Origin of the sequence: Marinobacter vulgaris, assembly GCF_003344045.1 — a bacterium.
Lineage (GTDB): Bacteria > Pseudomonadota > Gammaproteobacteria > Pseudomonadales > Oleiphilaceae > Marinobacter > Marinobacter vulgaris.
This window is the reverse complement of sequence record NZ_QFWX01000007.1, coordinates 103,584-126,885: the sequence shown is the minus strand read 5'-3', so window position 1 is coordinate 126,885 and position 23,302 is coordinate 103,584. Positions and strand designations below refer to the sequence as shown.

The following is a 23,302-nucleotide window of genomic DNA, read 5'->3' as shown; positions in this document are numbered from 1 at the left end:
CACTGATCACCGCAATACCTAGCATTGCGGCTCCTACCTATTTTCCAACGGAAACACCAGACAAGGGATCGGACCAGCCGCATGACAGCCCAGCCCATCTACGACACCGTCGCGGACGACTTCAGTCGCGTCAACGATCTGATCATCAAGCGGCTGTCATCAGACGTTCCCCTGGTGGAAAAAATCGCCCAGTACATCATTGAAAGTGGCGGTAAACGCCTGAGGCCACTGCTGGTTTTGCTCTCGAGCCGGGCACTGGGCTATAACAGGGATGATCATCTCAAGCTCGCAGCGGTGATCGAATTCCTGCATACCGCCACGCTCCTGCACGACGACGTGGTGGACACTTCCGACATGCGCCGGGGCCGCAGCACCGCCAATGCCCGCTGGGGCAATGCTCCCAGTGTACTGGTAGGTGATTTCCTCTACGCCCGGGCATTCGAGATGATGGTGGAACTCCAGGATCTGCGCATTATGGACGTACTTTCCCACGCCACCGCAGTCATCGCCGAAGGCGAAGTCCTGCAGCTGATGAACGTGAAGAACCCGGACCTCAGTGAAGACAAGTACATGGAAGTCATCCATAACAAGACCGCCATGCTGTTCGAAGCAGCCTCCCACACCGGCGCTCTGCTGGCCGGCGCAGATGAAACCCGGGAGCAAGCCCTCAGAGATTATGGTAAACATCTGGGACTGGCCTTCCAGCTGGTGGACGACGTTCTGGACTATCGCGGCGACGTCGAAGCCATGGGCAAGAACGTGGGTGATGACCTGGCGGAAGGCAAAACCACGCTGCCCCTGATTCACGCCATGGCCAAGGGCAGCGATGACGAAAAACAGCTGATCCGCCAGGCCATCCGTAAAGGCGGGCTGGATGAACTGCCGGCCATCCTGAAGATTGTGGCCAGTTCCGGGGCACTGGAGTACACCATGGCCAAAGCCAGGGAACAGGCCGCTCTGGCAGCTGCCTGTCTGAATACCCTTCCCGAATCAGATCATAAAGAAGCGCTGGCGTTGTTGACCGAAATTGCTGTTGCGCGGGTTAGTTAGCACCCCGTCGACAGCCATTTGACGGATTACGGCCCTTCGGGCTTAATCCGACAAGATTTACCCCAGAGCTTCCCTGCCATGAGGCGCCTCAAAATCCAGCGCCGGCCCTACCGGCACGATCTGCGTCGGATTGATCGTGCGCTGGCTTACAAAGTAATGACGCTTGATCTGCCGGATATCCACTGTCTCCGCCACGCCCGGCACCTGGTAAAGATCCCGCACATAGCCGGACAACGCCGGAAAATCCGAAATCCGCTGACGATTGCACTTGAAGTGGCTGTAATACACCGCATCAAACCGGATCAGCGTGGTAAACAGCCGCCAGTCCGCCTCCGTCAGACGGTTACCGGCCAGATAACGCTGCTCTGACAGCCGCTCTTCGAGCCAGTCCAGGGAATCAAACAGCGCTCCATAGGCCTCTTCATACTTATCCTGCGCTGTAGCGAACCCCGCCTTGTACACCCCATTGTTGACGGTGTGGTAAACCCTCTCATTCACCTCGGCAATCTCGCCCTGCAGCTCCTGCGGATGAAAATCCAGATCATTTCGCACCCCCTCAAGCCCATCGAATGCCGAGTTGAACATCCGGATGATATCCGCCGATTCGTTGCTGACAATCGTCTGCTTCTGCTTGTCCCACAGCGTCGGCACTGTCACCCGCCCGGAATAATCCGGCGCAGCCTTCAGGTACACCTCATACATATACCGCATGCCGTTAACATCATCCCGATGCGCCGCCTCATCCGGCCGGAACTCCCAGCCGTTCTCCACCATATCCGGATGCACCACCGACACCGAAATATGCTTTTCCAGACCTTTCAGAACCCGGAAAATCAACGTCCGATGCGCCCACGGACACGCCATGGACACATACAGGTGATACCGCCCCGACTCGGCCGGAAAACCACCCTCTCCGTTCGGCCCGGGCGAACCATCCGCCGTCACCCAGTTGCGAAATCTCGCGGCCTCACGCTCAAACTTGCCACCGGTTTTTGAGGTGTCGTACCACTGATCGTGCCATTTACCGTCGACAAGGAGTCCCATAACATCTCCGATTATCAATTTTAAAGGAAGAATACCGGCCACCCTGCTACGCTCTCAAACAATCAATTCTGGCCAACACAATCAGATAATTCGAACATGCACACAGCCATCACCATAGATGCCCTCAAAGTCCTCGATGCCATCGATCGCAAAGGCAGCTTTGCGGGAGCCGCCAACGAGCTCTTCCGCGTGCCTTCCGCTATCAGCTACACCGTCCAGAAACTTGAGGAAGACCTCAACGTTGCCATCTTCGACCGCACCGGGCACCGGGCTGCCCTCACCCCGGCCGGCCGTTACCTGCTGGAAGAAGGTCGCACCCTGCTGGAGGCCGCTGAAAACCTTGCTCATACCACCCGCCAGGTGGCCCAGGGCTGGGAAACCCGGTTGCGCATCGGATTCAATTCCCTGCTGCCCGCCGAATGCCTGTTTCCTGCGGTGAAAGAGTTTTACGAGCTCTGCGTGCCCGTGGAAGTGCAACTGGTGGAGGAGGTCTTTGCCGGTTCCTGGGATGCCCTGCAAAGCCGACGGGTGGACCTTGTGGTCGGTGCCGACCAGATCAGCAAACCGGCCGGCTCGTTCACGACGACACCGCTTGGGGAAATGCGGTTTGTCTATGCCGTGGCCTCCGGTCATCCCCTGGCGAGCGCGAGCCAGCCGCTGACCGAGGGGGACATCGCACGCTTTCCCGCGGCCGTGGCTGCCGACACATCGCGGTCACTACCGCCGGGCCATGCCGGGATATTCCGGCGACAGAGAACCATTACCGTCGCCAACATCGATCAGAAAATTGCCATTCAACAGGCCGGTCTGGCCGTTGGCTGGTTACCGGAAACCCGCATTCGCGAGCATTTGGCGAAAGGCACCCTGGTTGCACTGGATGTTCATGAACCCCGCCAACCCATCATGCTCCATCTCGCCAGACACTCCGAGGACCAGGGCAAAGCACTGATGTGGTTCTGGGAGAATCTGGGCAAATCAACCGCCATTGCGGCCTGGCTGGAAGCCTGACCCAAGCCAACGGGCGCTCTGGGCCCCGTTTCAGAAGCCCCTCGGATAAAACAGCCACCGGATTTCCCTTCGATTCGTCTATACTGCCCTCATTCAAGAAACTGTGAACGGAGTTCAAACCATGCGGCAGCTGTCTGAGCTGGATGCCTCATTCCTCTACCTGGAATCCGAAACCGCGCCCATGCACATTGGCGGCGTGTATCTCTTCGATGCCCGGGAAAGGGATGAGCCATTGGCCTTCAGTACCTTCGTGGACTACCTGCGCAGCCGCCTTCATGTGGTGCCGCAATTCCGTCAACGGCTCAAGGAAATCCCGCTGAGGCTCGGGCGCCCCTACTGGATTGACGACCCGGATTTCAGCATTGAGCGGCACCTTGCCTATGTGAACCTTGGCGAAAACGGTCAGGCGGGAAGTCTGATGGGGCTTGCTTCCCGCATTCTGGAGGAGCCGCTGAAAAGAGATCGCCCACTCTGGCACATTACCTTTGTCGATGGTTTTCAGCTCGATGAGGATGACCCCGGCCGCAGAAGCTTTGCGCTGATCGTCAAACTACACCATGCCGCCATTGATGCGTTCAGCGGTGAGGAGATCATGGGCAAGTTGCTGGAGTACACCCCGAGCGCCCGCCCCATAGAGCAGCCCCGGCCATGGACCCCACGACCGGAACCCTCGGAAGAGCGGGTCATGCTTCAGGCTGGCGCCAACCTGCTCCGCAAGCCGCTTCAAATGACCTCTCTGGCGGTTAACGCCGCCGAGGCAACAGCGCGCGGGCTGATCCAGAGACAGATGCGGAAACTGCCACTGCCGTTTCCATTTTTCTCCGCCCCCCACAGCCCCTTTAATCGCCAGATCACTGCCAACCGCCAACTGGTGTCTACCAGCCTCGACCTGGCGCGGCTCAAGGCCGTCAAGGCAACACTAGGGAATGTCACACTGAACGACGTGGTTCTCGGCCTCTGCGCTGAAACCCTGCGCCGATATCTGGCCAACCATGACGTCAGGACCGACCGCTCATTGGTTGCCATGACTCCCATTTCGGTTCGCTCCAGCAGCCTGCGTAAAGCGACCGGAAACCAGATGTCCGCGATGCTGCTGGACCTGGCCACCAGAGAACCCGACCCTGCAAAGCGGATTTACCGCATACACTGGAATGCGGTGGAATCGGAACCCTACCGGGAAGCCATTGCCGCAGACCGACTGACGGAACTGCTGCCTTCCACCATGCTGGCACTCTCGGCGCGGCTCTATTCGGAACTGCAGATAGCCCAGCGTTACCAGCCGGTATTCAACCTGCCCATCACCAACGTGCCAGGGCCTCAGGTTCCCCTGTACCTCCAGGGAGCGAGACTGGTTCGTCAGTTTAACTCTGCGCCGCTGTTTGACAGCCTGGGTCTGGTTATCGTGGCCGTCAGCTATCAGGGCAGCCTAACCGTCAACTTTACGCTCTGCCCTGATGTGGTGGCCGATGGCGACTCATTGACCGGCCTGCTTCAAGACAGCCTGTACGCTATCGAGGCCGCCGCCATCACTCTTACGCCAGAGAGCGAGGGACCGGATTACCATCCCGACAACCATAAAACCCTGACGGATGAAGCTCTCACGCTGATGGAAGGCACACTGAGAAAGGTGTTCAAAAACTTCCGGAATTAACCATTGGCGGGAAAAGCAGGGGCGGCATCAGAGCCGCCCCGGAAGGGTTATTCGAAAGCCCAACGTAAAAAGGTCCGTCGCTCCTCTTCACTGGCCTGGCCCCAGAGCGCTTTGAGCTCTTCCAGGGTATCCTGCCCCTCGGCCCCGTCGCTGCTGGAGCTCCCGGCTTCGCCAGTGCCGGAGCCAACAGGCGCCCTGGCAACCGCGGTCCTTCCTGCAGAACGTTCATCCCAGGCCCCGGCACTGGCGACAACCTCACCGGATGCGTTCACGATCTCTGCTGAAAAATCATTGGCAAAGACTTCTGCTTCAGTTCTGCTCGCTGGCGCTTCGAAACTGAAACGATAGGTCTCACCTGGCTGGGCATCGATGGTCACGGCCTGCGGCGCTGTTTCGATGACATGCACCTTGGATTCGCCATTTCGGACCACCCCGCTTTTCGCCCAGATGGTTTTATAGGTAAAGAGCACCTGGTTTTCGCCGGGCAGCAGCTCAAAGTCCAGCGCCAGGTCGTCCATCAGGAAATTGGTCAGCTTGAGGTCATTAACCTGCAACACGTCTATCTCGGAGGGAGACTTGAGTACAGCAGTGCGGGAGGCGTCTGCGTCCCCTTCCCAGGTTTTGACATTGCTCATGGTGGAGCTGCATCCGGAAAAAACGAGCAGCGCTGCCAGGGCTATTGCCGGGTAGCGTGCTTTGCTGAAAAACGCCGAGACGTGATTGATGTTCATGCTGGATCCTTTGCTGTTCAGGGATAATGCTCGATGAATGGTCGCCCGTGGTAGTTGGGCATTTTGAAGAGTGGCGAGACCAAGAGCAAGACATGCCTCTTTTTTACAGCCGCCAGATGACACTGCCATGACGCAACCAGGGCCGTGCAGGACCGATAAATGTAAAAAAATGTTGAATTCGGCGGGAATTGATTTAATTTTAGACAATCGGCCAACAAAAATTCCACTGCCCGCCACGAAAAAAACCATAAAGGGCCCAGGAGAAAACATGGACACCCAACGTCGGTCCGGAGAAGACGGTCGCGCGCCCTTCCGAAGCAGTCGGTTCTTCTGTGTTGGCAGCAAATGGTACTTCACCACCCGGGAGGGTTTTGACAGTGGCCCCTTCGCCTCGCGTCAGCGTGCTGAGACCGGCCTGCGACGTTTCCTGCACGTTGTGCGATTGCTACCGGAAGAGCAGCGGGTTCACTGAACCGGACTAACTACCCGCTTGAGGCTCATGCGCCAGCTCAGGTTCTGAAATGGTCATAGCCACCAGCGACCGGGCCTTCTGACTGACCGTCGCGCGTGAGGGCAAGGCCCTCCCCGGATCGCACTTCACCGATGATGGTTAACTGCCCGCGAGTGTCCTCTGGCAGATCCTCCCAGGCTTCCGGGCTAATGGTGATGCATAACTCGTAATCGTCGCCGGCGTTCAGCGCCTGGTTGACGGCGCCTTCGCTGCCAACAAGACGTTTCAGCGCGGCGAGCACCGGAAGCCTCGCAACATCAATGCAAGCACCCACTCCGGACGCTTCCAGTATATGCCCCAGATCCGCCACCAGGCCGTCGGAAATATCCACCGCAGCAGAGGCATGGCCACGCAGGCTGGCGCCAAGGTCCAGCCTTGGCTGCGGGTAATGATAGCGGGCCAGAAGCGCCTGTTCGTCAGGGCCCGGGTTATCGCTATCCAGATAATTCAGTGCCGCTCCAGCCTCCCCCAGGGTGCCCGAGACACAGACATAATCTCCCGCCTTTGCGCCGGTGCGTCGAATCGCCTGGCCCCGGGGAACAGTACCGTGAACCTGCAGACTCAGGGTCAGTGGCCCGCGGGTGGTGTCACCCCCGGCCAGCGCCAGGCCGAAATGCGCCGCTGCTGCTGCCAGTCCGCGGGCAAAAGCCTGAAGCCAGTCTGGATTGGCATCCGGGAGCGTTAAAGCAAGGGTAAAGCAGACGGGATCTGCTCCCATGGCGGCCAGGTCGCTCGCAGCAACTGCGAGGCCCCGCCAGCCCAGTTTTTCCGGATCATAATCAGGCGGAAAATGGACCCCCTCGACCAGAGCGTCCACCGAGAAAACCAGATCCAGACCCGGCTCGACCCGCTGAATGGCGCAATCATCGCCGGGCCCCAGGAGAATCGCAGAGGTGTTTCCCGCCTCGGCAATCGGAAAGAAATAGCGGCGGATCAGCTCGAATTCACCCATCACTCAGCGCGGGCGAATCTCGGCCAGCCGCAACCGGTGGCTGAGCTTGTCCAGCAGGCTGTTGACGAATTTATGGCCTTCGGTACCACCAAATCTCTTGGCCATTTCGATGCCCTCATTGATCACCACCTTATAAGGCACGTCCAGCCTGTGCTTGAGCTCGTAGGCACCAAGACGCACGATGGCCAGCTCAATGGCATCCACTTCGTGAATAGGGCGGTCCAGAAAAGGCTCCAGCAAACGATCCAGCTCGGCCTGCTCCCGGTGGACACCCCGAAGGAGATCGCGGAAGTAGGCGGTGTCCACCTTCGACATGTCATTGTCGACAATAAACTCGGACTCAATATCTGTGATCGAGCTCTTGCTGAAGTGGCGCTGATACAGGCCCTGCATGGCCAACGCCCGGGCCCTTCGCCTGTCGCCAGCCTTGGGCTTGCCCGAGGGGGCCGGCTGCACCGTGCTGTCTTCCGATGTGTTCATCATTCACCCAGCTTTTTGAAAAGGCTGACCATTTCCAGGGCCGTGATCGCCGCTTCGGCGCCCTTGTTACCAGCCTTGGTGCCGGCTCGTTCGATCGCCTGCTCAATGGAGTCAACGGTCAATACGCCGAACGCGACCGGCACGTCAGTCTCCAGGCTTACCGCGCCCAGGCCGCTGGATGCTTCTCCGGCGACATACTCGAAGTGGGGCGTGCCACCACGGATAACAGCTCCCAGCGCAATGATCGCATCGTGATTACCCGTTTCAGCCACGCGCTTGACCGCCAGCGGCATTTCATAGGCTCCGGGCACCCGCACAATGGTAATGTCGGCATCAGCAATGCCATGGCGTCGCAGGGTATCCACCGCGCCCTCGACCAGACTTTCCACCACAAAACCGTTGAAACGCCCCACAACCAGCGCGTATTTGCCGCTGCAGTGGGTGAAATCACCTTCAATTACTTTGATATCTGCCATGCATGGCTCCTTCGTTGGTAGCCCCGCCCTTTTGGTACGGCGCTGCCGGGGTTCATTATTCGGGGGTATAGGGCACGTATTCCACCACTTCCAGTTCGAAACCGGAAATCGCGGAGAACTTGATGGGCGGGCTCAGCAGCCGCATTTTCCCAACGCCAAGATCCCGCAGGATCTGTGAGCCGGTGCCAACGGTAAAATAGACGCCGGAACTGCCCTTGCCTGCCGATTTTTTGTCCTGCTCAAAGAATTCGTGGATCCGGTCTTCGAGGTTGTAGCTGTCTTCCGCGCTGTTCAGCAGTACCACCACGCCGCGTCCTTCATCGGCAACCTTCTCCAGGGCATGATGGAGCGGCCAGCTTCGGGAATCGGCACGACGGGCGCCGAGCAGATCACGCAGGGTATCTGTGATGTGCACGCGCACCAGCACCGGATCATCGGGAGAGATGTTCCCCATTACCATGGCCAGGTGAGTAGACCCCTGGATGCTGTCGCGATAGGTGCGCAGATTGAAGACGCCGTATTCGGTGTCGAGATCGTACTGCTCCACACATTCAATGGTACGCTCATTCAACGTACGGTAGTGAATAAGATCCGCAATGGTGCCAATTTTCAGGCCATGCGCCTCAGCGAACTTTTCCAGGTCCTCACGACGGGCCATGGAGCCGTCATCATTCATGATCTCGCAGATCACGCCAGCCGGCTCACAACCGGCGAGGGCCGCCAGGTCGCAGGAGGCCTCGGTATGGCCGGCACGACTGAGAACGCCGCCGGGATCCGACATCAGGGGAAAGATATGCCCCGGCTGGACCAGGTCGGATGCAGTGGCATTGCGGGCAACGGCGGCCTGGACCGTACGGGCACGGTCGGCGGCGGATATGCCGGTGGTTACACCCTCGGTGGCCTCAATGGACAGCGTGAACTTGGTGCCAAAGCCCGAGGCGTTCTGCTGCACCATCAACGGCAGGCCAAGTTGCTCGCAGCGCTGGCGGGTCATCGGCATACAGATCAGGCCACGACCAAACCGGGCCATGAAGTTGATGGCTTCCGGTGTACAGTGTTCGGCAGCCATGACCAGGTCGCCTTCATTTTCCCGGTCTTCATCGTCCATCAGGATGACCATCTTGCCCTGACGAATGTCTGCGATAATGTCTTCAATACTGTTCAGTGCCATACCGTTTTTGCACCCTTTTGGTCTGACCGCGCTGATACCGGCACCGGCCTACCATGAATTTAATACCCGTTAAGCCGGTGCCAGAATCAGTCTTTGATCCTCACCCAACTGACGGCGATCCAGCACTTTCCATTGTACCTTGTCCGCCATGGACTCCAGTGGCAGATTGGCCGTTGGCCGGCCGGTACTGCCAAGAAACACCGGCGCCTGGTAAAGCCAGAGTTCGTCCACCAGGCGCTCGTTAATAAAGGTTCCCGCCAATGTGGGACCGGCTTCCACCAGTAATTCGTTAATGCCCAGCTCGCCCAGGGAATCGAGCAGCTCGCGGACATCAATACCATTGTCTTTCCAGGCGACTCCGTTCAGGCCCACACCGAGTGCGGCAAGGTCCTGCGCGGGGGCTGTTGCCAGTGTCGGCGACGCACAATAAATCTGAACGTTACCACCCTGCAGGATTGTGGCCCCGGGTGGCGTGCGCGCATCACGGTCCGCAATGACCCGCAGCGGCTGGCGTGACGGCTCGGTTGCATCGCCGATATCCCCCAGCTCGCCCCTGCGCACTGTCAGCGAGGGGTTATCCGCCAGCACCGTTCCCACCCCCGTCAGAATGGCATCGCTGATCGCCCGCAGACGCTGCACATCACGGCGAGCTTCGGCACCGGTGATCCACTGACTCTCGCCCGAGGCCATGGCGGTCCTGCCATCCAGACTGGCAGCCATTTTAAGCCTGACGTAGGGCCGGCCAACGTTCATGCGCTTCATGAACCCGGGGTTAAGCCGCACCGCCTCTTCTGCCAGCAGGCCCTCGGTCACCCTAACCCCGGCCTCCCGCAGCATATCCAGGCCGCGGCCGGACACCGACGGATTGGGGTCCTTGGTGGCGGCAAACACATGGGCGACACCGGCTTCCACCAGGGCCTTGGCACATGGCGGGGTGCGACCGAAATGGCTGCAGGGCTCCAGCGTGACATAGGCGGTTGCACCTCTGGCATCCGGTCCGGCCTGGCTTAGCGCCCGGATTTCAGCGTGCGCCTCACCGGCACGCTCATGCCAGCCCTCGCCGAGAACTTCGCTGCCCCGGGCAATTACACAACCCACACGGGGATTGGGATGGGTGGAATAACGGCCGCGCCAGGCGAGCTGCAGCGCCCGCGCCATGAAAGCCGTATCCTGGGCGTCGATCATGCCTGCCCTTTGGGCGAATGGTTATCCGCCAGAGCCTTGGCCACGTCCACGGGGTCATCACCCGAGGTTGCGGAAAGCCGCTCAATCTCTTCCTTGAATTCGTTGACATCCTGGAAGCTGCGATACACCGAGGCAAAGCGCACATAAGCAACTTTGTCCAGCTGCCGCAGCTCGGTCATCACCTCTTCACCAAGCTGCATCGACTTCACTTCCCGCTCGCCGGTAGCCCGCAACCGGAACCGGATACGGTTAAGAGCCGCCTCGATTTCCTCAATGCTGACGGGGCGCTTCTCCAGGGCTTTCATCAGGCCGGCCCTCAGCTTGTCCTCGTCAAAGGGCTGACGGGTGCCATCCTGCTTGACGACACGGGGCATCACCAACTCGGCCGACTCAAAGGTGGTAAAACGCTCGCGGCAGGACAGACACTCCCTGCGGCGTCGCACCTGATCGCCCTCGGCCACCAGCCGCGAGTCAATCACTTTGGTATCCGCTTCACCACAGAAAGGACAATGCATACTCCGAAACTCCTGCAATCCGTCAGGCGTTGCTCTGCAAAGCGCCTGACGCTGCTTTGAGACTGATTAGCCGGCGTAGACCGGGAAACGCGAGCACAGGCTTCCTACCTGCTCACGGACCCGCTCATTGGTGGCGTCGTCTTCCAGGTTATCCAGGATATCGCACATCCAGCCCGCCAGATCTCGACACTCGGACTCTCCAAAGCCCCGGGTGGTTACGGCCGGGGTGCCAATACGCAAACCAGAGGTCACAAATGGCGAGCGTGGGTCGTTCGGAACCGCATTCTTGTTCACTGTAATGTGAGCGCGCCCCAGGGCAGCGTCGGCTTCTTTGCCGGTGATGTCCTGCTTGATCAGGCTGACCAGGAACAGATGGTTTTCCGTGCCCCCGGAAATCACGTCAAATCCGCGGGAGACAAATACCTCGGCCATCGCCTTGGCGTTCCTGATAACCTGTTTCTGGTAGGCCTTGAACTCGTCGCTCATGGCTTCTTTGAAGCAAACCGCCTTGGCGGCGATGACATGCATCAAGGGACCACCCTGGCCACCCGGAAATACCGCAGAGTTGAGCTTCTTCTGCAGGTCCGCGTCGTCACAGGCCAGGATCAGGCCGCCCCGGGGACCCCGCAGTGTCTTGTGGGTCGTGGTTGCGAGCACGTGGGCATGTGGCACCGGGTCCGGATACACACCGGCGGCGACCAGGCCGGCCACGTGTGCCATATCCACAAACAGGTAGGCGCCGACCTTGTCTGCAATCTCACGGAAACGGGCAAAGTCCAGCTTCTGGGAGTAGGCCGAGAAGCCGGCAATAATCATCTTCGGCTTGTGTTCAAGCGCCAGGCTTTCCACTTCATCGTAGTCAATCAGGCCGGTTTCCGGGTTGAGGCCGTACTGCACGGCGTTATAGATCTTGCCGGAAAAGTTCACACTGGCACCGTGGGTCAGGTGGCCACCGTGGGCCAGGCTCATCCCCAGCACAGTATCACCGGGTTTGAGCAGCGCCATGAAAACCGCGGAGTTGGCCTGGGAGCCGGAGTGGGGCTGAACATTGGCGTAAGCGGCACCGAACAATTCCTTGGCGCGGCTGATGGCCAGGTCCTCGGCGATGTCGACAAATTCGCAGCCACCGTAATAACGCTTACCGGGATAGCCTTCGGCGTACTTGTTGGTCAGTACACTGCCCTGGGCTTCCATCACCCGCGGGCTGGTATAGTTTTCAGACGCAATCAGCTCGATATGAGCTTCCTGGCGCTTCTCTTCCGCCTGCATGGCGTTCCAGAGCTCGTCGTCAAAGCCGGCGATTTTCATATCACGATTAAACATTGATGCGCTGCCTCTGTGTGCGTAGCTACCCGAAAAAATGGGCCGCTATTCTAGCTTACAAATGGGTGAAAAATCATCCTTTATGCCGTCCGCAGATACCGACACGCTGCCCGCTACGGTTTTCGCTCAATTGCTATCCCTAATCTGTTTCGATACCTTACTGGATCACGAGTACACAACCAGATTGAAAACAGCGGGGCAGACCTCCAGAGATTGTCAAAATCAGGGATGATTTTGTCGAGCGTACAGGGATGTAGTCACAGCGTATCCCTGAAGACCTGCCCCGCTGCTCGCGCCACCGGCGCCAGAACTCATCAGCCTGTTTTTAAAGAGGTTTAGCCAACATGGCCCAGTACGTATTTACCATGAACCGCGTGGGCAAAGTGGTCCCGCCCAAGAACCAAATTCTCAAGGACATCTCCCTGAGTTTCTTTCCTGGCGCCAAGATCGGCGTGCTGGGCCTCAATGGTTCCGGCAAGTCCACCCTGTTACGTATTATGGCCGGCATAGATCAGGATTACATTGGCGAGGCGCGCGCCCAGCCGGGCATCAATATCGGTTACCTGCCCCAGGAACCTGAGCTGGACGATAGCAAGACGGTCAAGGAGATTGTCGATGAGTCGGTCTCCGGCATTCACGATGCCCTGGCCGAGCTGGACCAGGTTTATGCGGACTACGCCGAACCGGATGCCGATTTCGACGCCCTGGCGAAAAAACAGGGCGAGCTGGAAGCCTTTATCCAGGCCAGTGACGGCCACGACATTGAGCGCAAGATGGAAGTGGCTGCCGATGCGCTGCGCCTGCCTGCGTGGGATGCCGCGGTCAAGAACCTCTCCGGCGGTGAGCGTCGCCGCGTAGCCCTCTGCCGCCTGCTGCTGTCCAGTCCGGACATGCTGTTACTGGATGAGCCCACCAACCACCTGGATGCAGAATCCGTCGCCTGGCTGGAGCGCTTTCTTCACGACTACACGGGCACCGTGGTTGCGGTTACCCACGACCGCTACTTCCTGGACAACGTCGCCGGCTGGATTCTGGAACTGGACCGCGGCCAGGGCATTCCTTTTGAAGGCAACTACAGCCAGTGGCTGGAAAACAAGGAAAAACGCCTGGAAGTTGAAGCCAAGCAGGAAGTCTCCCGCCAGAAGAGCATCAAGCACGAGCTGGAGTGGGTGCGCAGCAACGCCAAAGGCCGCCAGTCCAAGAGCAAGGCCCGCCTGGCCCGCTTCGAGGAAATGAGCTCCCAGGAATTCCAGAAGCGCAACGAAACCAATGAACTCTATATCCCGCCCGGCCCCCGACTTGGCGACAAAGTGATCGAGGTGGAAGGGATCAGCAAGTCCTTCGGCGATACCCTGTTATACAAGAATGTGTCTTTCAGCGTACCGCCCGGCGCGATTGTGGGCATTATCGGCGGTAACGGCGCAGGCAAATCCACCCTGTTCCGGATGATTGCCGGGTATGACGAGCCGGATACCGGCAGCATCACCGTAGGCGAGACCGTCAAGTTGGCCTATGTGGACCAGATGCGGGACCTCAACGGCGACAACACCGTGTGGGAAGAGCTCAGCGACGGTAACGACATCATCAAGATCGGCAATTACGAGACACCGTCCCGGGCTTATGTGGGCCGCTTCAACTTCAAGGGCTCTGACCAGCAGAAGCGTGTGGCTGACCTTTCCGGTGGCGAGCGCAACCGCCTGCACCTGGCGAAACTGCTCAAAGAAGGGGGCAACGTACTGCTGCTGGACGAACCCACCAACGACCTGGACGTGGAAACCCTGCGTGCCCTGGAAGAAGCCCTGCTCAACTTCCCCGGCTCAGCCCTGGTAATCTCCCACGACCGCTGGTTCCTGGACCGCGTGGCCACCCACATCCTGGCGTTTGAGGATGACGGCGAGGTGGTGTATTTCGAGGGTAATTTCAGCGAATACGACGAGGACCACAAGAAACGCAAAGGCGATTCAGCCATGGTGCCCCAGCGGATGAAGTACAAGAAGCTGGCATAATGGCAAAAGCGAGAACAGCCTACGTCTGCACCGAGTGCGGTGCCGACTATTCCAAATGGCAGGGCCAGTGCACAGCCTGCCAGGCCTGGAACACCGTCAGCGAGGTTCGCGGCGTCAGTGGCGCCAACGCCAAGGGTGCCCGCGGAGCGCGCTTTGAGGGCTTTGCAGGCAGCCTGTCAGAGGTCAAGAGCCTCGACGACGTCAGCCTTGCCGAGCAGCCTCGTATCAGTTGCGGCATGCAGGAGTTCGACAGGGTACTTGGCGGCGGTTTGGTGGAAGGCTCGGCCATCCTCATGGGCGGCCACCCTGGTGCCGGCAAGAGCACCCTGCTGCTGCAGGCCGTCTGCCATCTGGCATCCAGTGTTCCGGCACTCTACGTCACCGGCGAGGAATCACTGCAACAGGTCGCCATGCGTGCCAAACGGCTGGGCCTGCCCACCAAAGACCTGAAAATGCTGTCGGAAACCAGTGTCGAGCGGGTCATGCAGGTGGCGGAAATCGAAAAACCACGCATCCTTGTGGTGGACAGTATCCAGGTAATGCACGTAGCCGAAACCGAGTCCGCCCCGGGCAGCGTCACCCAGGTCCGCGAAAGCGCAGCCTACCTGACCCGCTTTGCCAAGCAGACCGGCACCATTCTGTTCCTGGTGGGCCACGTCACCAAGGACGGCAGTCTGGCCGGGCCCAAGGTGCTCGAGCACATGATTGACTGCTCCATCCTGCTGGAAGGCTCCAGTGACAGCCGCTACCGCACCCTGCGCGGCATCAAGAACCGCTTTGGTGCAGTCAATGAGCTGGGCGTATTCGCAATGCTGGAGCAGGGCCTGAAGGAAGTAAAAAATCCCAGCGCAATCTTTCTGAATCGTGGCGAGGAAGCCGCCCCCGGCAGCGTCGTCATGGTGGTGTGGGAGGGCACGCGGCCCATGCTCGTGGAAATCCAGGCGCTGGTAGACATGGCCCAGGGAGGCTACCCGCGGCGCGTTGCCGTGGGGCTGGACCAGAACCGGCTGGCAATGCTTCTGGCAGTACTGCATCGCCACGGAGGCATGCATGTGTCGGATCAGGATGTGTTTGTGAATGTGGTGGGCGGCGTCAAGGTCAACGAGACCAGTGCCGACCTGGCGCTGCTGGCGGCCATCGTGTCGTCATTCCGCGACCGTGCCCTGCCCCAGGATCTGGTCATTTTTGGCGAGGTTGGCCTATCCGGTGAAATCCGTCCTGTACCCAGTGGCCAGGAACGCATCTACGAGGCTGCCAAGCACGGCTTCACCCGCGCGCTGGTACCCAAGTCCAATGCGCCTCGCAAGGCTATTGACGGCATGAAGGTTATTCCCGTGACCAAGCTTAGCGATGCATTATCGGCTCTGGAGGAGCTTTAGGCTCTGGGGCCTCACTCAATCAAATGCGCAAACTCCCTCTCCAATAACGCCTGATCCCCCAGGTTCAGCTCCACCAGTCTCTTCAGATGCGTCGCACTCTCAAGATCAATATACTGGCACCGGAATCCCAACCGTTGATCCTCGATGTGCCGCAACTCAACCGCCATCACGATCGCGGTTTTATGATCGTCGAGGTGGATAATCACCTCGCACGGCTGCTTCAGCGGGGCTGCCCATCCGCTGGGCCGTTTTACCAGAACGCCTTTCAGTGATATGTCCAGCACTTCACTAGCCCACACTTCATCCTGGCAGTGCAACTCGCAATCGGCATCGAATGAGATTCTGTGGAAACGACGTTTTTCGGGGGATTTTGCGGGCAAGGGTTGCTCCTGTTTACCGGTCTTGTCTGATATGACTATAGACCGCACAGGAGCATGTATCTAGCGTTACAAGCAGTTCCCGGGCATCAGTCCTGCTGGTGGTACTCGGGGCTAAGCTCAGTTACGGCGCGAATAAACGCCCCTGCATGCTCAGGATCAACGTCCGGGGTAATACCGTGCCCAAGGTTGAAGATGTGCCCCGGCCCGGAACCGTAGCGGGACAAAATGTACGCCACTTCCTGGCGAATGCGCTCGGGCGACGCATGCAGCATGGCGGGGTCCATATTGCCCTGCAGGGCAACACGGTCACCAATGCGGGCACGGGCATCGCCAATGTCCGTTGTCCAGTCCAGGCCGACAGCATCAGCCCCGGAATCCGCGATCGACTCCAGCCACTGCCCGCCGTTCTTGGTGAACAGGATCACTGGCACGTGACGGCCGTCGTTCTCACGAATCAGGCCCGCCACGATTTTCTTCATGTAGTTGAGTGAAAACTCCTGGTACGCCCAACTGCTCAGCACGCCGCCCCAGGTGTCAAAAATCTGCACCACCTGGGCGCCGGCGCGAATCTGGCCGTTAAGGTAATCGATCACCGAATCCGCCAGATGGTCCAGCAGCTGATGCATGACCTCAGGCTGTCCATACATCAGTTTCTTGGCTTCGCGGAAATCCTTGGAAGAACTGCCCTCAATCATGTAGGTGGCCAGGGTCCACGGGCTGCCGGAGAAACCAATCAGCGGGACACTGCCATTGAGTGCGCCGCGGATGGTAGACACCGCGTTCATCACGTAATCCAGATCCACTTCCGCCTTGATCGTCGGCAGGGCGGCCACATCCGCTGCAGACCGAATGGTATGGCGGAATTTGGGACCTTCGCCGGTTTCAAAGTAAAGGCCAAGCCCAAGGGCGTCCGGAATGGTAAGGATGTCCGAGAACAGGATCGCGGCGTCCAGCGGGAAGCGCTCCAGTGGCTGCAGGGTCACTTCGCAGGCCAGTGGTGTATTCTTGCAGAGGCTGAGAAAATCGCCGGCTTTGGCACGGGTAGCGCGATATTCCGGCAGGTATCGGCCGGCCTGACGCATCATCCACACCGGTGTGCGATCAACAGGCTGACGCATCAGCGCGCGCAGGATTCGGTCATTTTTCAGCTCGGTCATAGAATTCCCAGTCTGCTATCGGTCAAAAGTTTGGAAGGCAATGATACCCGGTTTGTGGCAATAAAAAAGGGCGACCCGCCTTCAGCAAGCCGCCCTTCTGACCACGATCAAATCTTCTCAGGCCAGAAATACAGGCATAGTCAGATATCCAGGTAGTCCATGATACCTTCTGCTGCCTGGCGGCCTTCCCAGATAGCCGTTACGACCAGATCAGACCCGCGGACCATGTCACCGCCGGCAAAAATCTTGGGATTGCTGGTCTGGAAACCGAACTCCGTCTCCTCCGGTGCGGTGACGCGGCCAGAATCATCGGTTTTTACCTTCTGCTCGTCAAACCACTCAGCAGGGCTGGGGCGGAAGCCAAAGGCCACCAGCACCGCGTCTGCAGGGATGACTTCCTCACTGCCGGCAACCACTTCCGGACGCCGGCGACCGTTCTCGTCGGGCTCGCCAAGACGGGTCTGAACCACTTTCACGCCCTCGACCCGGTCCTCGCCAATAATGGCGATGGGCTGGCGGTTGAACATGAACTTGACACCTTCTTCCTTGGCGTTCGACACCTCCCGGCGGGAGCCCGGCATGTTCTGCTCGTCGCGGCGGTAGGCACAGGTGACACTCGCTGCCTGCTGGCGAATTGACGTTCGGTTGCAGTCCATGGCGGTATCGCCACCACCGAGTACCACCACGCGTTTGCCTTTCATATCAACGAAATCTTCGGCGTCTTTTTCGAATCCGAGCCGGCGGTTGACGTTGGACACCAGGAACGGCAAGGCATCATGCACACCTGGCAGGTCCTCTCCCGGAAAACCACCCTTCATGTAGGTGTAGGTGCCCATGCCCATGAACACGGCATCAAACTCCCCGAGAATCTCTGCCATCGCCACATCCTTGCCCACTTCCGTAGACAGGCGGAACTCTACTCCCATTTCCTCGAAGATCTTGCGGCGACGACTCATCACCGACTTCTCAAGCTTGAACTCGGGGATGCCAAAGGTCAGCAGGCCACCGATTTCCGGATAAATGTCGTAAACCACCGGCTTGACGCCGTTACGAACCAGCACATCGGCACAACCAAGACCCGCCGGCCCGGCACCAATCACGGCAACCCTCTTGTCTGTCCATTTCACCGCCGACATGTCGGGTTTCCAACCCAGAGCGAACGCGGTATCCGTAATGTACTTTTCCACGGACCCGATGGTTACCGCGCCGTAGCCGTCGTTGAGGGTGCAGGCACCTTCACATAAACGGTCCTGTGGACAGACACGGCCACAGACTTCGGGCAGGGAGTTGGTCTGGTGACACAGCTCCACGGCCTTCATGATGTTGCCTTCGGACACCAGCTTCAGCCAGTTCGGGATGTAGTTGTGTACCGGACACTTCCACTCACAATACGGGTTACCGCACTCCAGGCAGCGATGTGACTGCGATGCAGCGTGGTCCTGGGTGAACTGATGATAGATTTCACCAAATTCTTTCTTGCGCTTCCTTGCCGGTACTTTTTTCGGGTCAACACGCCCTACTTCAACAAACTGGAAGTCGTTACTCAGTCGTTCTTTCATTATGAAGCTCTCATCAGACTCAATTTCGACGCCAGCGTTGCCTCACAGGCAACGCCCCTGATCGTTCCATCCGCCATTACTCAGGACGTGCCCGGGTGCTGGCCAGCAGGCTGCGAAGATTCGCCGCCTTGGGTTTGACCAGCCAGAAACGGCCGATGTAGTCGTCGAAATTGTCAAGAATATGCTCTGCCCATTCGCTCGCAGTCTCGGAAATATGCTCCCGCACAACACCCCGGAGGTGATTCCGGTAGGATTCCATGTCCTCGCTGGAGATCCGCTGGATTTCCACCAGTTCGTGGTTGTATTTGTCCACAAAGGTGTTGTTCAAATCCAGCACATAGGCGAAGCCACCGGTCATACCGGCACCAAAATTGTGGCCGGTGCTGCCCAGAACGGTTATCAGGCCACCGGTCATGTATTCACAGCAGTGGTCGCCTGTACCCTCCACAACGGCATGGGCGCCGGAGTTGCGTACACCGAAACGCTCACCGGCGGTACCGGCAGCAAACAGTTTGCCTCCGGTTGCGCCGTACAGACAAGTATTACCCACAATCGAGGTGTCCTGGGACTTGAAGGCGCTACCGGAGGGCGGGCGAATCACCAGCTTGCCGCCGGTCATACCTTTACCCACATAATCGTTGGCATCCCCCTCCAGGAGCAGGTTGAGGCCCCCGACGTTCCAGACTCCGAAGCTCTGCCCGGCAGTGCCGGTCAGCTCGAGCGTCACCGGGGCCGAGACCATGCCCTGATTACCGTGGAGCTGGGCAATCTCACCGGACAGGCGGGCACCAATGGAGCGGTCGCAGTTGGTGACCCGGTAAGACCAGGTCCCACCAGCTTTGGCATTGATGGCTTCCGCAGTGTCCCTGACCATCTGCTCGGCCAGCTTGCCCTCGTCGAACGGGTGGTTGCGCTCGACCTGACAGGTGTTGGGCTTGTCTGCCGGTATATGGTCATTGGACAGCAGGCGGGTCAGGTCCAGCTTCTTCTGGCGCGGGGTATCACCCGGCAGGCGCTCCAGCAGGTCAACACGACCCACAAGCTCCTCCAGGCTGCGCACACCCAATTTCGCCAGCCACTGGCGGGTCTCTTCCGCCACAAAGCGGAAGAAATTCATGGCCATTTCCACCGTGCCCTTGAAGTGCTCTTCCCTCAGATGTTCATTCTGGGTGGCGACACCGGTTGCACAGTTGTTGAGGTGACAGATCCGCAGGTACTTACAACCCAGGGCCACCATCGGCGTGGTACCAAAGCCGAAGCTTTCGGCACCCAGGATTGCGCCCTTGACCACATCCAGGCCGGTCTTGATACCACCGTCGGTCTGCAGCCGGATCTTGCCGCGCAGGTCGTTGGCCCGAAGCGCTTGCTGGGTCTCACTGAGACCCAGCTCCCAGGGCGATCCCGCGTAACGGATGGAGGTCAGCGGGCTGGCCGCGGTGCCACCATCATAACCGGACACAGTGATCAGGTCGGCATAGGCCTTGGCCACACCGGCAGCGATGGTACCAACGCCAGGCTCCGATACCAGCTTCACCGACACCAGCGCGTTGGGATTGACCTGCTTGAGGTCGAAGATCAACTGCGCCAGATCCTCGATCGAGTAGATATCATGGTGCGGAGGCGGTGAAATCAGCGTTACGCCAGGTACTGAATAGCGCAGTCGTGCGATCAGGTCATTGACCTTGCCACCGGGTAACTGGCCACCTTCACCGGGCTTGGCGCCTTGGGCTACCTTGATCTGCATGACGTCGGCACTGCGCAGGTATTCCGCGGTCACGCCGAAGCGCCCGGAAGCCACCTGTTTGATCTTGGAGCGCTTCTCGGTGCCGTAGCGGGCGGGATCTTCACCACCCTCGCCGGAGTTGGACCGGCCGCCGAGAGTGTTCATGGCCACTGCCAGGGCTTCGTGAGCCTCTGGTGACAGAGCGCCGAGCGACATGGCCGCAGAATCAAAACGCGGGAAGATTTTCTCCACCGGCTCCACTTCCGCGAGATCGATCGGCTTGATGTCCTTCCGGAAACCCAGCAGATCCCGCAGCGTCGCTACCGGACGCTCGTTAACCAGCCCGGCATACTCCATGTAGTGCCCGTAATCACCACTGGTGACCGCCTCCTGCAGCTTGGCAATCACATCGGGATTGAAGGCGTGGTATTCCTGGCCGTGGACATACTTCAGCAGCCCGCCCTGTGAAATCGGCTTGCGATGTTTCCAGGCAACGGCCGCCAGTTGCTCCTGATCCTGCTGGAAATCAAAGAATCCGGCACCCTGGATGCGGCTGGGCACCCCGGTGAAGCACAGGTCCACCAGGTCATCCGCCAGGCCGATGGCCTCGAACAACTGGGCACCCCGGTAGGAGGTAATGGTAGAGATCCCCATTTTCGACAGGATCTTCAGCAGGCCCTTGTTGATGCCCTTGCGATAATTGTTCTTGGCATCGATCGGATCCATCATCAATTCGCCGGTTCGGATCAGGTCGTTGAGTACCTGGTACGCCAGATACGGGTAGACCGCAGTGGCACCAAAACCGAAAAGCACAGCGAAGTGGTGCGGATCCCGCGCCCAGCCGGTTTCGACCAGGATGTTCGAATCACACCGTAACCCTTTCTTGACCAGATGATGGTGCACGGCACCGGTTGCCATTAATGCATTGGCTGGCAGTTCACCTTCTTTCAGGTCCTTGTCCGTCAGAATCAGGATGACCTTGCCGCTGCGAACCGACTGCTCGGCATCGTCGCATATTTTCCGGACCGCCTGCTCAAGCCCCATTTCCGGGCTGTAGCTCATGCTGATACGGGCGACTTCGAAGCCGGGCCGATCGTTATTGGCGATCTTCAGGAACTTGGCCGGCGACAGTACCGGAGTTGTCAGGATGATGCGATTGGCGTGCTCCGGCGTTTCCTCAAACACGTTACGCTCGGCGCCGATGCAGGTCTCCAGGGACATCACGATGGATTCCCGCAAGGGATCGATAGCCGGGTTGGTTACCTGGGCGAATTTCTGACGGAAATAGTCCGCCACATGCCTGACCCGGCTGGACAGCACCGCCATGGGCGTGTCATCGCCCATGGAACCCACAGCCTCCTGGCCATTCTCGGCCAACGGCCGCAGCACTTGATCGCGCTCTTCGTAGGACACCATGAACATTTTCTGATGGACATGGAGCTCGTCTGACTGCATCAGTTTGAACTCGGGCGTGTCCTGGTTCAGGGTTGTCTCGACCCGAAGGGAGTTCTCCCGCAACCAACGCTTGTACGGCTGGGCGGATTTCAGGCGATTGTCCACATCTCTGGTATGCAGGACTTCTCCGGATTCGGTATCGATGGCCAGCATCTGGCCGGGGCCCACGCGACCCTTGGCGACAACATCTTCTGGCTTGTAACCGTAGGTGCCGATTTCAGAGGCCAGGGTAATGAAGTCATCTTTTGTGATGACCCAGCGTGCCGGGCGCAGGCCATTACGATCCAGCATGCAGACTGCATAACGGCCATCGGAGAGAACCAGGCCAGCCGGGCCGTCCCAGGGCTCCATGTGCATGGAATTGTACTCGTAGAAGGCTCGCAGCTCGGAATCCATGGTGTCCACGTTCTGCCAGGCAGGCGGAATCATCATCCGCACGGCACGGAACAGGTCGACACCGCCAGCCAGCAGCACTTCCAGCATGTTGTCCATACTGGAGGAGTCTGATCCGGTCAGGTTGACCAGGGGCTGGAGGGTCTGCAGGTCCGGCAACTGCGGTGCACTGAACTTGGCAGCACGGGCAATGGCCCAATTGCGGTTGCCGTCAACGGTGTTGATCTCACCGTTGTGGGCAAGGTAGCGGAACGGCTGGGCCAGCGGCCAGCGCGGCATGGTGTTGGTCGAGAAGCGCTGGTGGAATACGCAGATGGCCGTCTGCAGGTCCGGATCGCCCAGATCCTGATAGAAATTCGCCAGGTCTGCCGGCATCATCAGGCCCTTATAGGCCAGCGTGCGGTGGGACAGGCTACAGATATAGAATTCGGAATCGTCGGCCATGTCGCGCTCGGCATGGCGACGACCAACAAACAGGGCAATGGCAAATTCCTGCTCTGTCTTGCTGGCAGGCACCACAAATACCTGCTCAATCCATGGCAGGCAATCCAGTGCCATCGGGCCGAGGCAGCTGTCGTCGGTGGGCACCTTGCGCCAACCCATAATTTCCAGACCCTGCTCCGTCAGGCGCTTTTCCACGGCGGCCCGGCCTGCAGCGGCCTTGCCCTCCTCCGGGCTCAGGAAAACCTGGCCCACGGCAAACTGCCCGTCAGGTTCCTTGCCAAACTCAGCTTTCGCGGCCTTGCGCAAGAAGGCATCGGGGCTCTGGATCAGGAGACCACAACCATCGCCGGTCTTTCCGTCTGCAGCGATACCACCACGGTGGGTCATGCAGGTCAGAGACTCGATGGCAGTTTGCAACAACTTGTGGCTGGCCTCGCCCTTCATATGGGCGATCAGGCCGAAGCCACAGTTGTCCCTGAATTCATCGGGATGATACAAACCTGTCATCATAAGCGTTCTCTCACGTAGAAATGCTTTTCAATCAAAGGGTTATTTTTAATCGGACGATAGCTCCACCCTTTGACACTGAAAATGGGGGCTGGCCATTTTACACGCGTACAAATACGTACTCAAACCAAAGAGTTTTTATTTTAGGGCGCCAGGAGGCTGGTTGCGAGTATTGCCGCTGGCATCACCTGTACAACAGACT

The 23,302-nt window shown here is 59.0% G+C and carries 19 protein-coding genes; 6 read left to right on the top strand and 13 right to left on the bottom strand.

The genetic code is table 11. The annotated features are described in order from the left end of the window. The first annotated feature begins 81 nt into the window (after nucleotides 1-81). Entirely contained in the window at nucleotides 82-1,050 is a 969-nt protein-coding gene (gene ispB / locus DIT71_RS15830; protein ID WP_114614198.1) for an octaprenyl diphosphate synthase, read from the top strand. Between the two features lie 57 nt (nucleotides 1,051-1,107). Here ispB and DIT71_RS15825 read toward each other — a convergent pair whose 3' ends face one another. Further along, the gene (locus DIT71_RS15825) at nucleotides 1,108-2,094 is read right to left on the bottom strand and encodes a glutathione S-transferase family protein (RefSeq protein ID WP_114614197.1); all 987 of its coding nucleotides are present in this window, start codon (nucleotides 2,092-2,094) and stop codon (nucleotides 1,108-1,110) included. 96 nt (nucleotides 2,095-2,190) lie between these two features. Here DIT71_RS15825 and DIT71_RS15820 point away from each other — a divergent pair, with 96 nt between their 5' ends. Together DIT71_RS15820 and DIT71_RS15815 are read left to right on the top strand one after the other, a co-directional pair. Beyond that, complete coding sequence (locus DIT71_RS15820; RefSeq protein ID WP_114614196.1) at nucleotides 2,191-3,102, top strand: LysR substrate-binding domain-containing protein; 912 nt, start codon at nucleotides 2,191-2,193, stop codon at nucleotides 3,100-3,102. 121 nt (nucleotides 3,103-3,223) lie between these two features. Then, complete coding sequence (locus DIT71_RS15815; RefSeq protein WP_114614195.1) at nucleotides 3,224-4,753, top strand: WS/DGAT/MGAT family O-acyltransferase; 1,530 nt, start codon at nucleotides 3,224-3,226, stop codon at nucleotides 4,751-4,753. Nucleotides 4,754-4,800: 47 nt separating this feature from the next. Here DIT71_RS15815 and DIT71_RS15810 read toward each other — a convergent pair whose 3' ends face one another. After that, entirely contained in the window at nucleotides 4,801-5,484 is a 684-nt protein-coding gene (locus DIT71_RS15810; RefSeq protein ID WP_114614194.1) for a DUF2057 family protein, read from the bottom strand. A 268-nt stretch (nucleotides 5,485-5,752) separates the two neighbouring features. Between DIT71_RS15810 and DIT71_RS15805 the strand changes: the two genes are divergently transcribed. After that, a complete protein-coding gene (locus DIT71_RS15805; RefSeq protein ID WP_114614193.1) occupies nucleotides 5,753-5,956 on the top strand; it encodes a DUF6316 family protein in 204 nt (67 codons plus the stop codon). 37 nt (nucleotides 5,957-5,993) lie between these two features. Here DIT71_RS15805 and thiL read toward each other — a convergent pair whose 3' ends face one another. The 7 genes from thiL to glyA all read right to left on the bottom strand — a co-directional run bounded on the left by thiL (nucleotide 5,994) and on the right by glyA (nucleotide 12,097). Continuing rightward, nucleotides 5,994-6,947, bottom strand: coding sequence for a thiamine-phosphate kinase (thiL, locus tag DIT71_RS15800; protein WP_114614192.1), 954 nt, complete (start codon nucleotides 6,945-6,947; stop codon nucleotides 5,994-5,996). Between the two features lie 3 nt (nucleotides 6,948-6,950). Further along, a complete protein-coding gene (gene nusB / locus DIT71_RS15795) occupies nucleotides 6,951-7,430 on the bottom strand; it encodes a transcription antitermination factor NusB (protein WP_406565112.1) in 480 nt (159 codons plus the stop codon). Then, nucleotides 7,427-7,903, bottom strand: coding sequence for a 6,7-dimethyl-8-ribityllumazine synthase (ribH, locus tag DIT71_RS15790; RefSeq protein WP_114614191.1), 477 nt, complete (start codon nucleotides 7,901-7,903; stop codon nucleotides 7,427-7,429). The genes nusB and ribH overlap by 4 nt, the downstream gene beginning before the upstream one ends. A 55-nt stretch (nucleotides 7,904-7,958) precedes the next feature. Beyond that, nucleotides 7,959-9,074, bottom strand: coding sequence for a bifunctional 3,4-dihydroxy-2-butanone-4-phosphate synthase/GTP cyclohydrolase II (gene ribBA / locus DIT71_RS15785; protein WP_114614190.1), 1,116 nt, complete (start codon nucleotides 9,072-9,074; stop codon nucleotides 7,959-7,961). 69 nt (nucleotides 9,075-9,143) lie between these two features. Beyond that, nucleotides 9,144-10,259 carry a bifunctional diaminohydroxyphosphoribosylaminopyrimidine deaminase/5-amino-6-(5-phosphoribosylamino)uracil reductase RibD gene (gene ribD, locus DIT71_RS15780; RefSeq protein WP_114614189.1) on the bottom strand — a complete coding sequence of 372 codons (1,116 nt, stop codon included), beginning with the start codon at nucleotides 10,257-10,259 and terminating at the stop codon, nucleotides 9,144-9,146. Beyond that, nucleotides 10,256-10,774 (bottom strand): transcriptional regulator NrdR, encoded by a 519-nt coding sequence (nrdR, locus tag DIT71_RS15775; protein ID WP_114614188.1) that lies wholly within the window; start codon nucleotides 10,772-10,774, stop codon nucleotides 10,256-10,258. Before nrdR ends, ribD begins: the two co-directional genes overlap by 4 nt. Nucleotides 10,775-10,840: 66 nt before the next feature. Then, a complete protein-coding gene (gene glyA, locus DIT71_RS15770; RefSeq protein WP_114614187.1) occupies nucleotides 10,841-12,097 on the bottom strand; it encodes a serine hydroxymethyltransferase in 1,257 nt (418 codons plus the stop codon). Between the two features lie 344 nt (nucleotides 12,098-12,441). Between glyA and ettA the strand changes: the two genes are divergently transcribed. Together ettA and radA are read left to right on the top strand one after the other, a co-directional pair. Further along, nucleotides 12,442-14,103: an energy-dependent translational throttle protein EttA gene (gene ettA / locus DIT71_RS15765; protein ID WP_114614186.1), complete on the top strand. Its 1,662-nt coding sequence runs from the start codon at nucleotides 12,442-12,444 to the stop codon at nucleotides 14,101-14,103. Beyond that, entirely contained in the window at nucleotides 14,103-15,482 is a 1,380-nt protein-coding gene (radA, locus tag DIT71_RS15760) for a DNA repair protein RadA (RefSeq protein WP_114614185.1), read from the top strand. The genes ettA and radA overlap by 1 nt, the downstream gene beginning before the upstream one ends. 11 nt (nucleotides 15,483-15,493) lie before the next feature. On the opposite strand, the gene DIT71_RS15755 is transcribed toward radA, so the two are convergent. The 4 genes from DIT71_RS15755 to gltB all read right to left on the bottom strand — a co-directional run bounded on the left by DIT71_RS15755 (nucleotide 15,494) and on the right by gltB (nucleotide 23,103). After that, entirely contained in the window at nucleotides 15,494-15,862 is a 369-nt protein-coding gene (locus DIT71_RS15755) for a PilZ domain-containing protein (RefSeq protein ID WP_114614184.1), read from the bottom strand. A gap of 86 nt (nucleotides 15,863-15,948) precedes the next feature. Further along, nucleotides 15,949-17,019 carry a uroporphyrinogen decarboxylase gene (gene hemE, locus DIT71_RS15750; RefSeq protein ID WP_114614183.1) on the bottom strand — a complete coding sequence of 357 codons (1,071 nt, stop codon included), beginning with the start codon at nucleotides 17,017-17,019 and terminating at the stop codon, nucleotides 15,949-15,951. Between the two features lie 140 nt (nucleotides 17,020-17,159). After that, nucleotides 17,160-18,578, bottom strand: coding sequence for an FAD-dependent oxidoreductase (locus tag DIT71_RS15745; RefSeq protein ID WP_114614182.1), 1,419 nt, complete (start codon nucleotides 18,576-18,578; stop codon nucleotides 17,160-17,162). Between the two features lie 76 nt (nucleotides 18,579-18,654). After that, nucleotides 18,655-23,103 carry a glutamate synthase large subunit gene (gene gltB, locus DIT71_RS15740; RefSeq protein ID WP_114614181.1) on the bottom strand — a complete coding sequence of 1,483 codons (4,449 nt, stop codon included), beginning with the start codon at nucleotides 23,101-23,103 and terminating at the stop codon, nucleotides 18,655-18,657. Nucleotides 23,104-23,302: the final 199 nt, after the last annotated feature.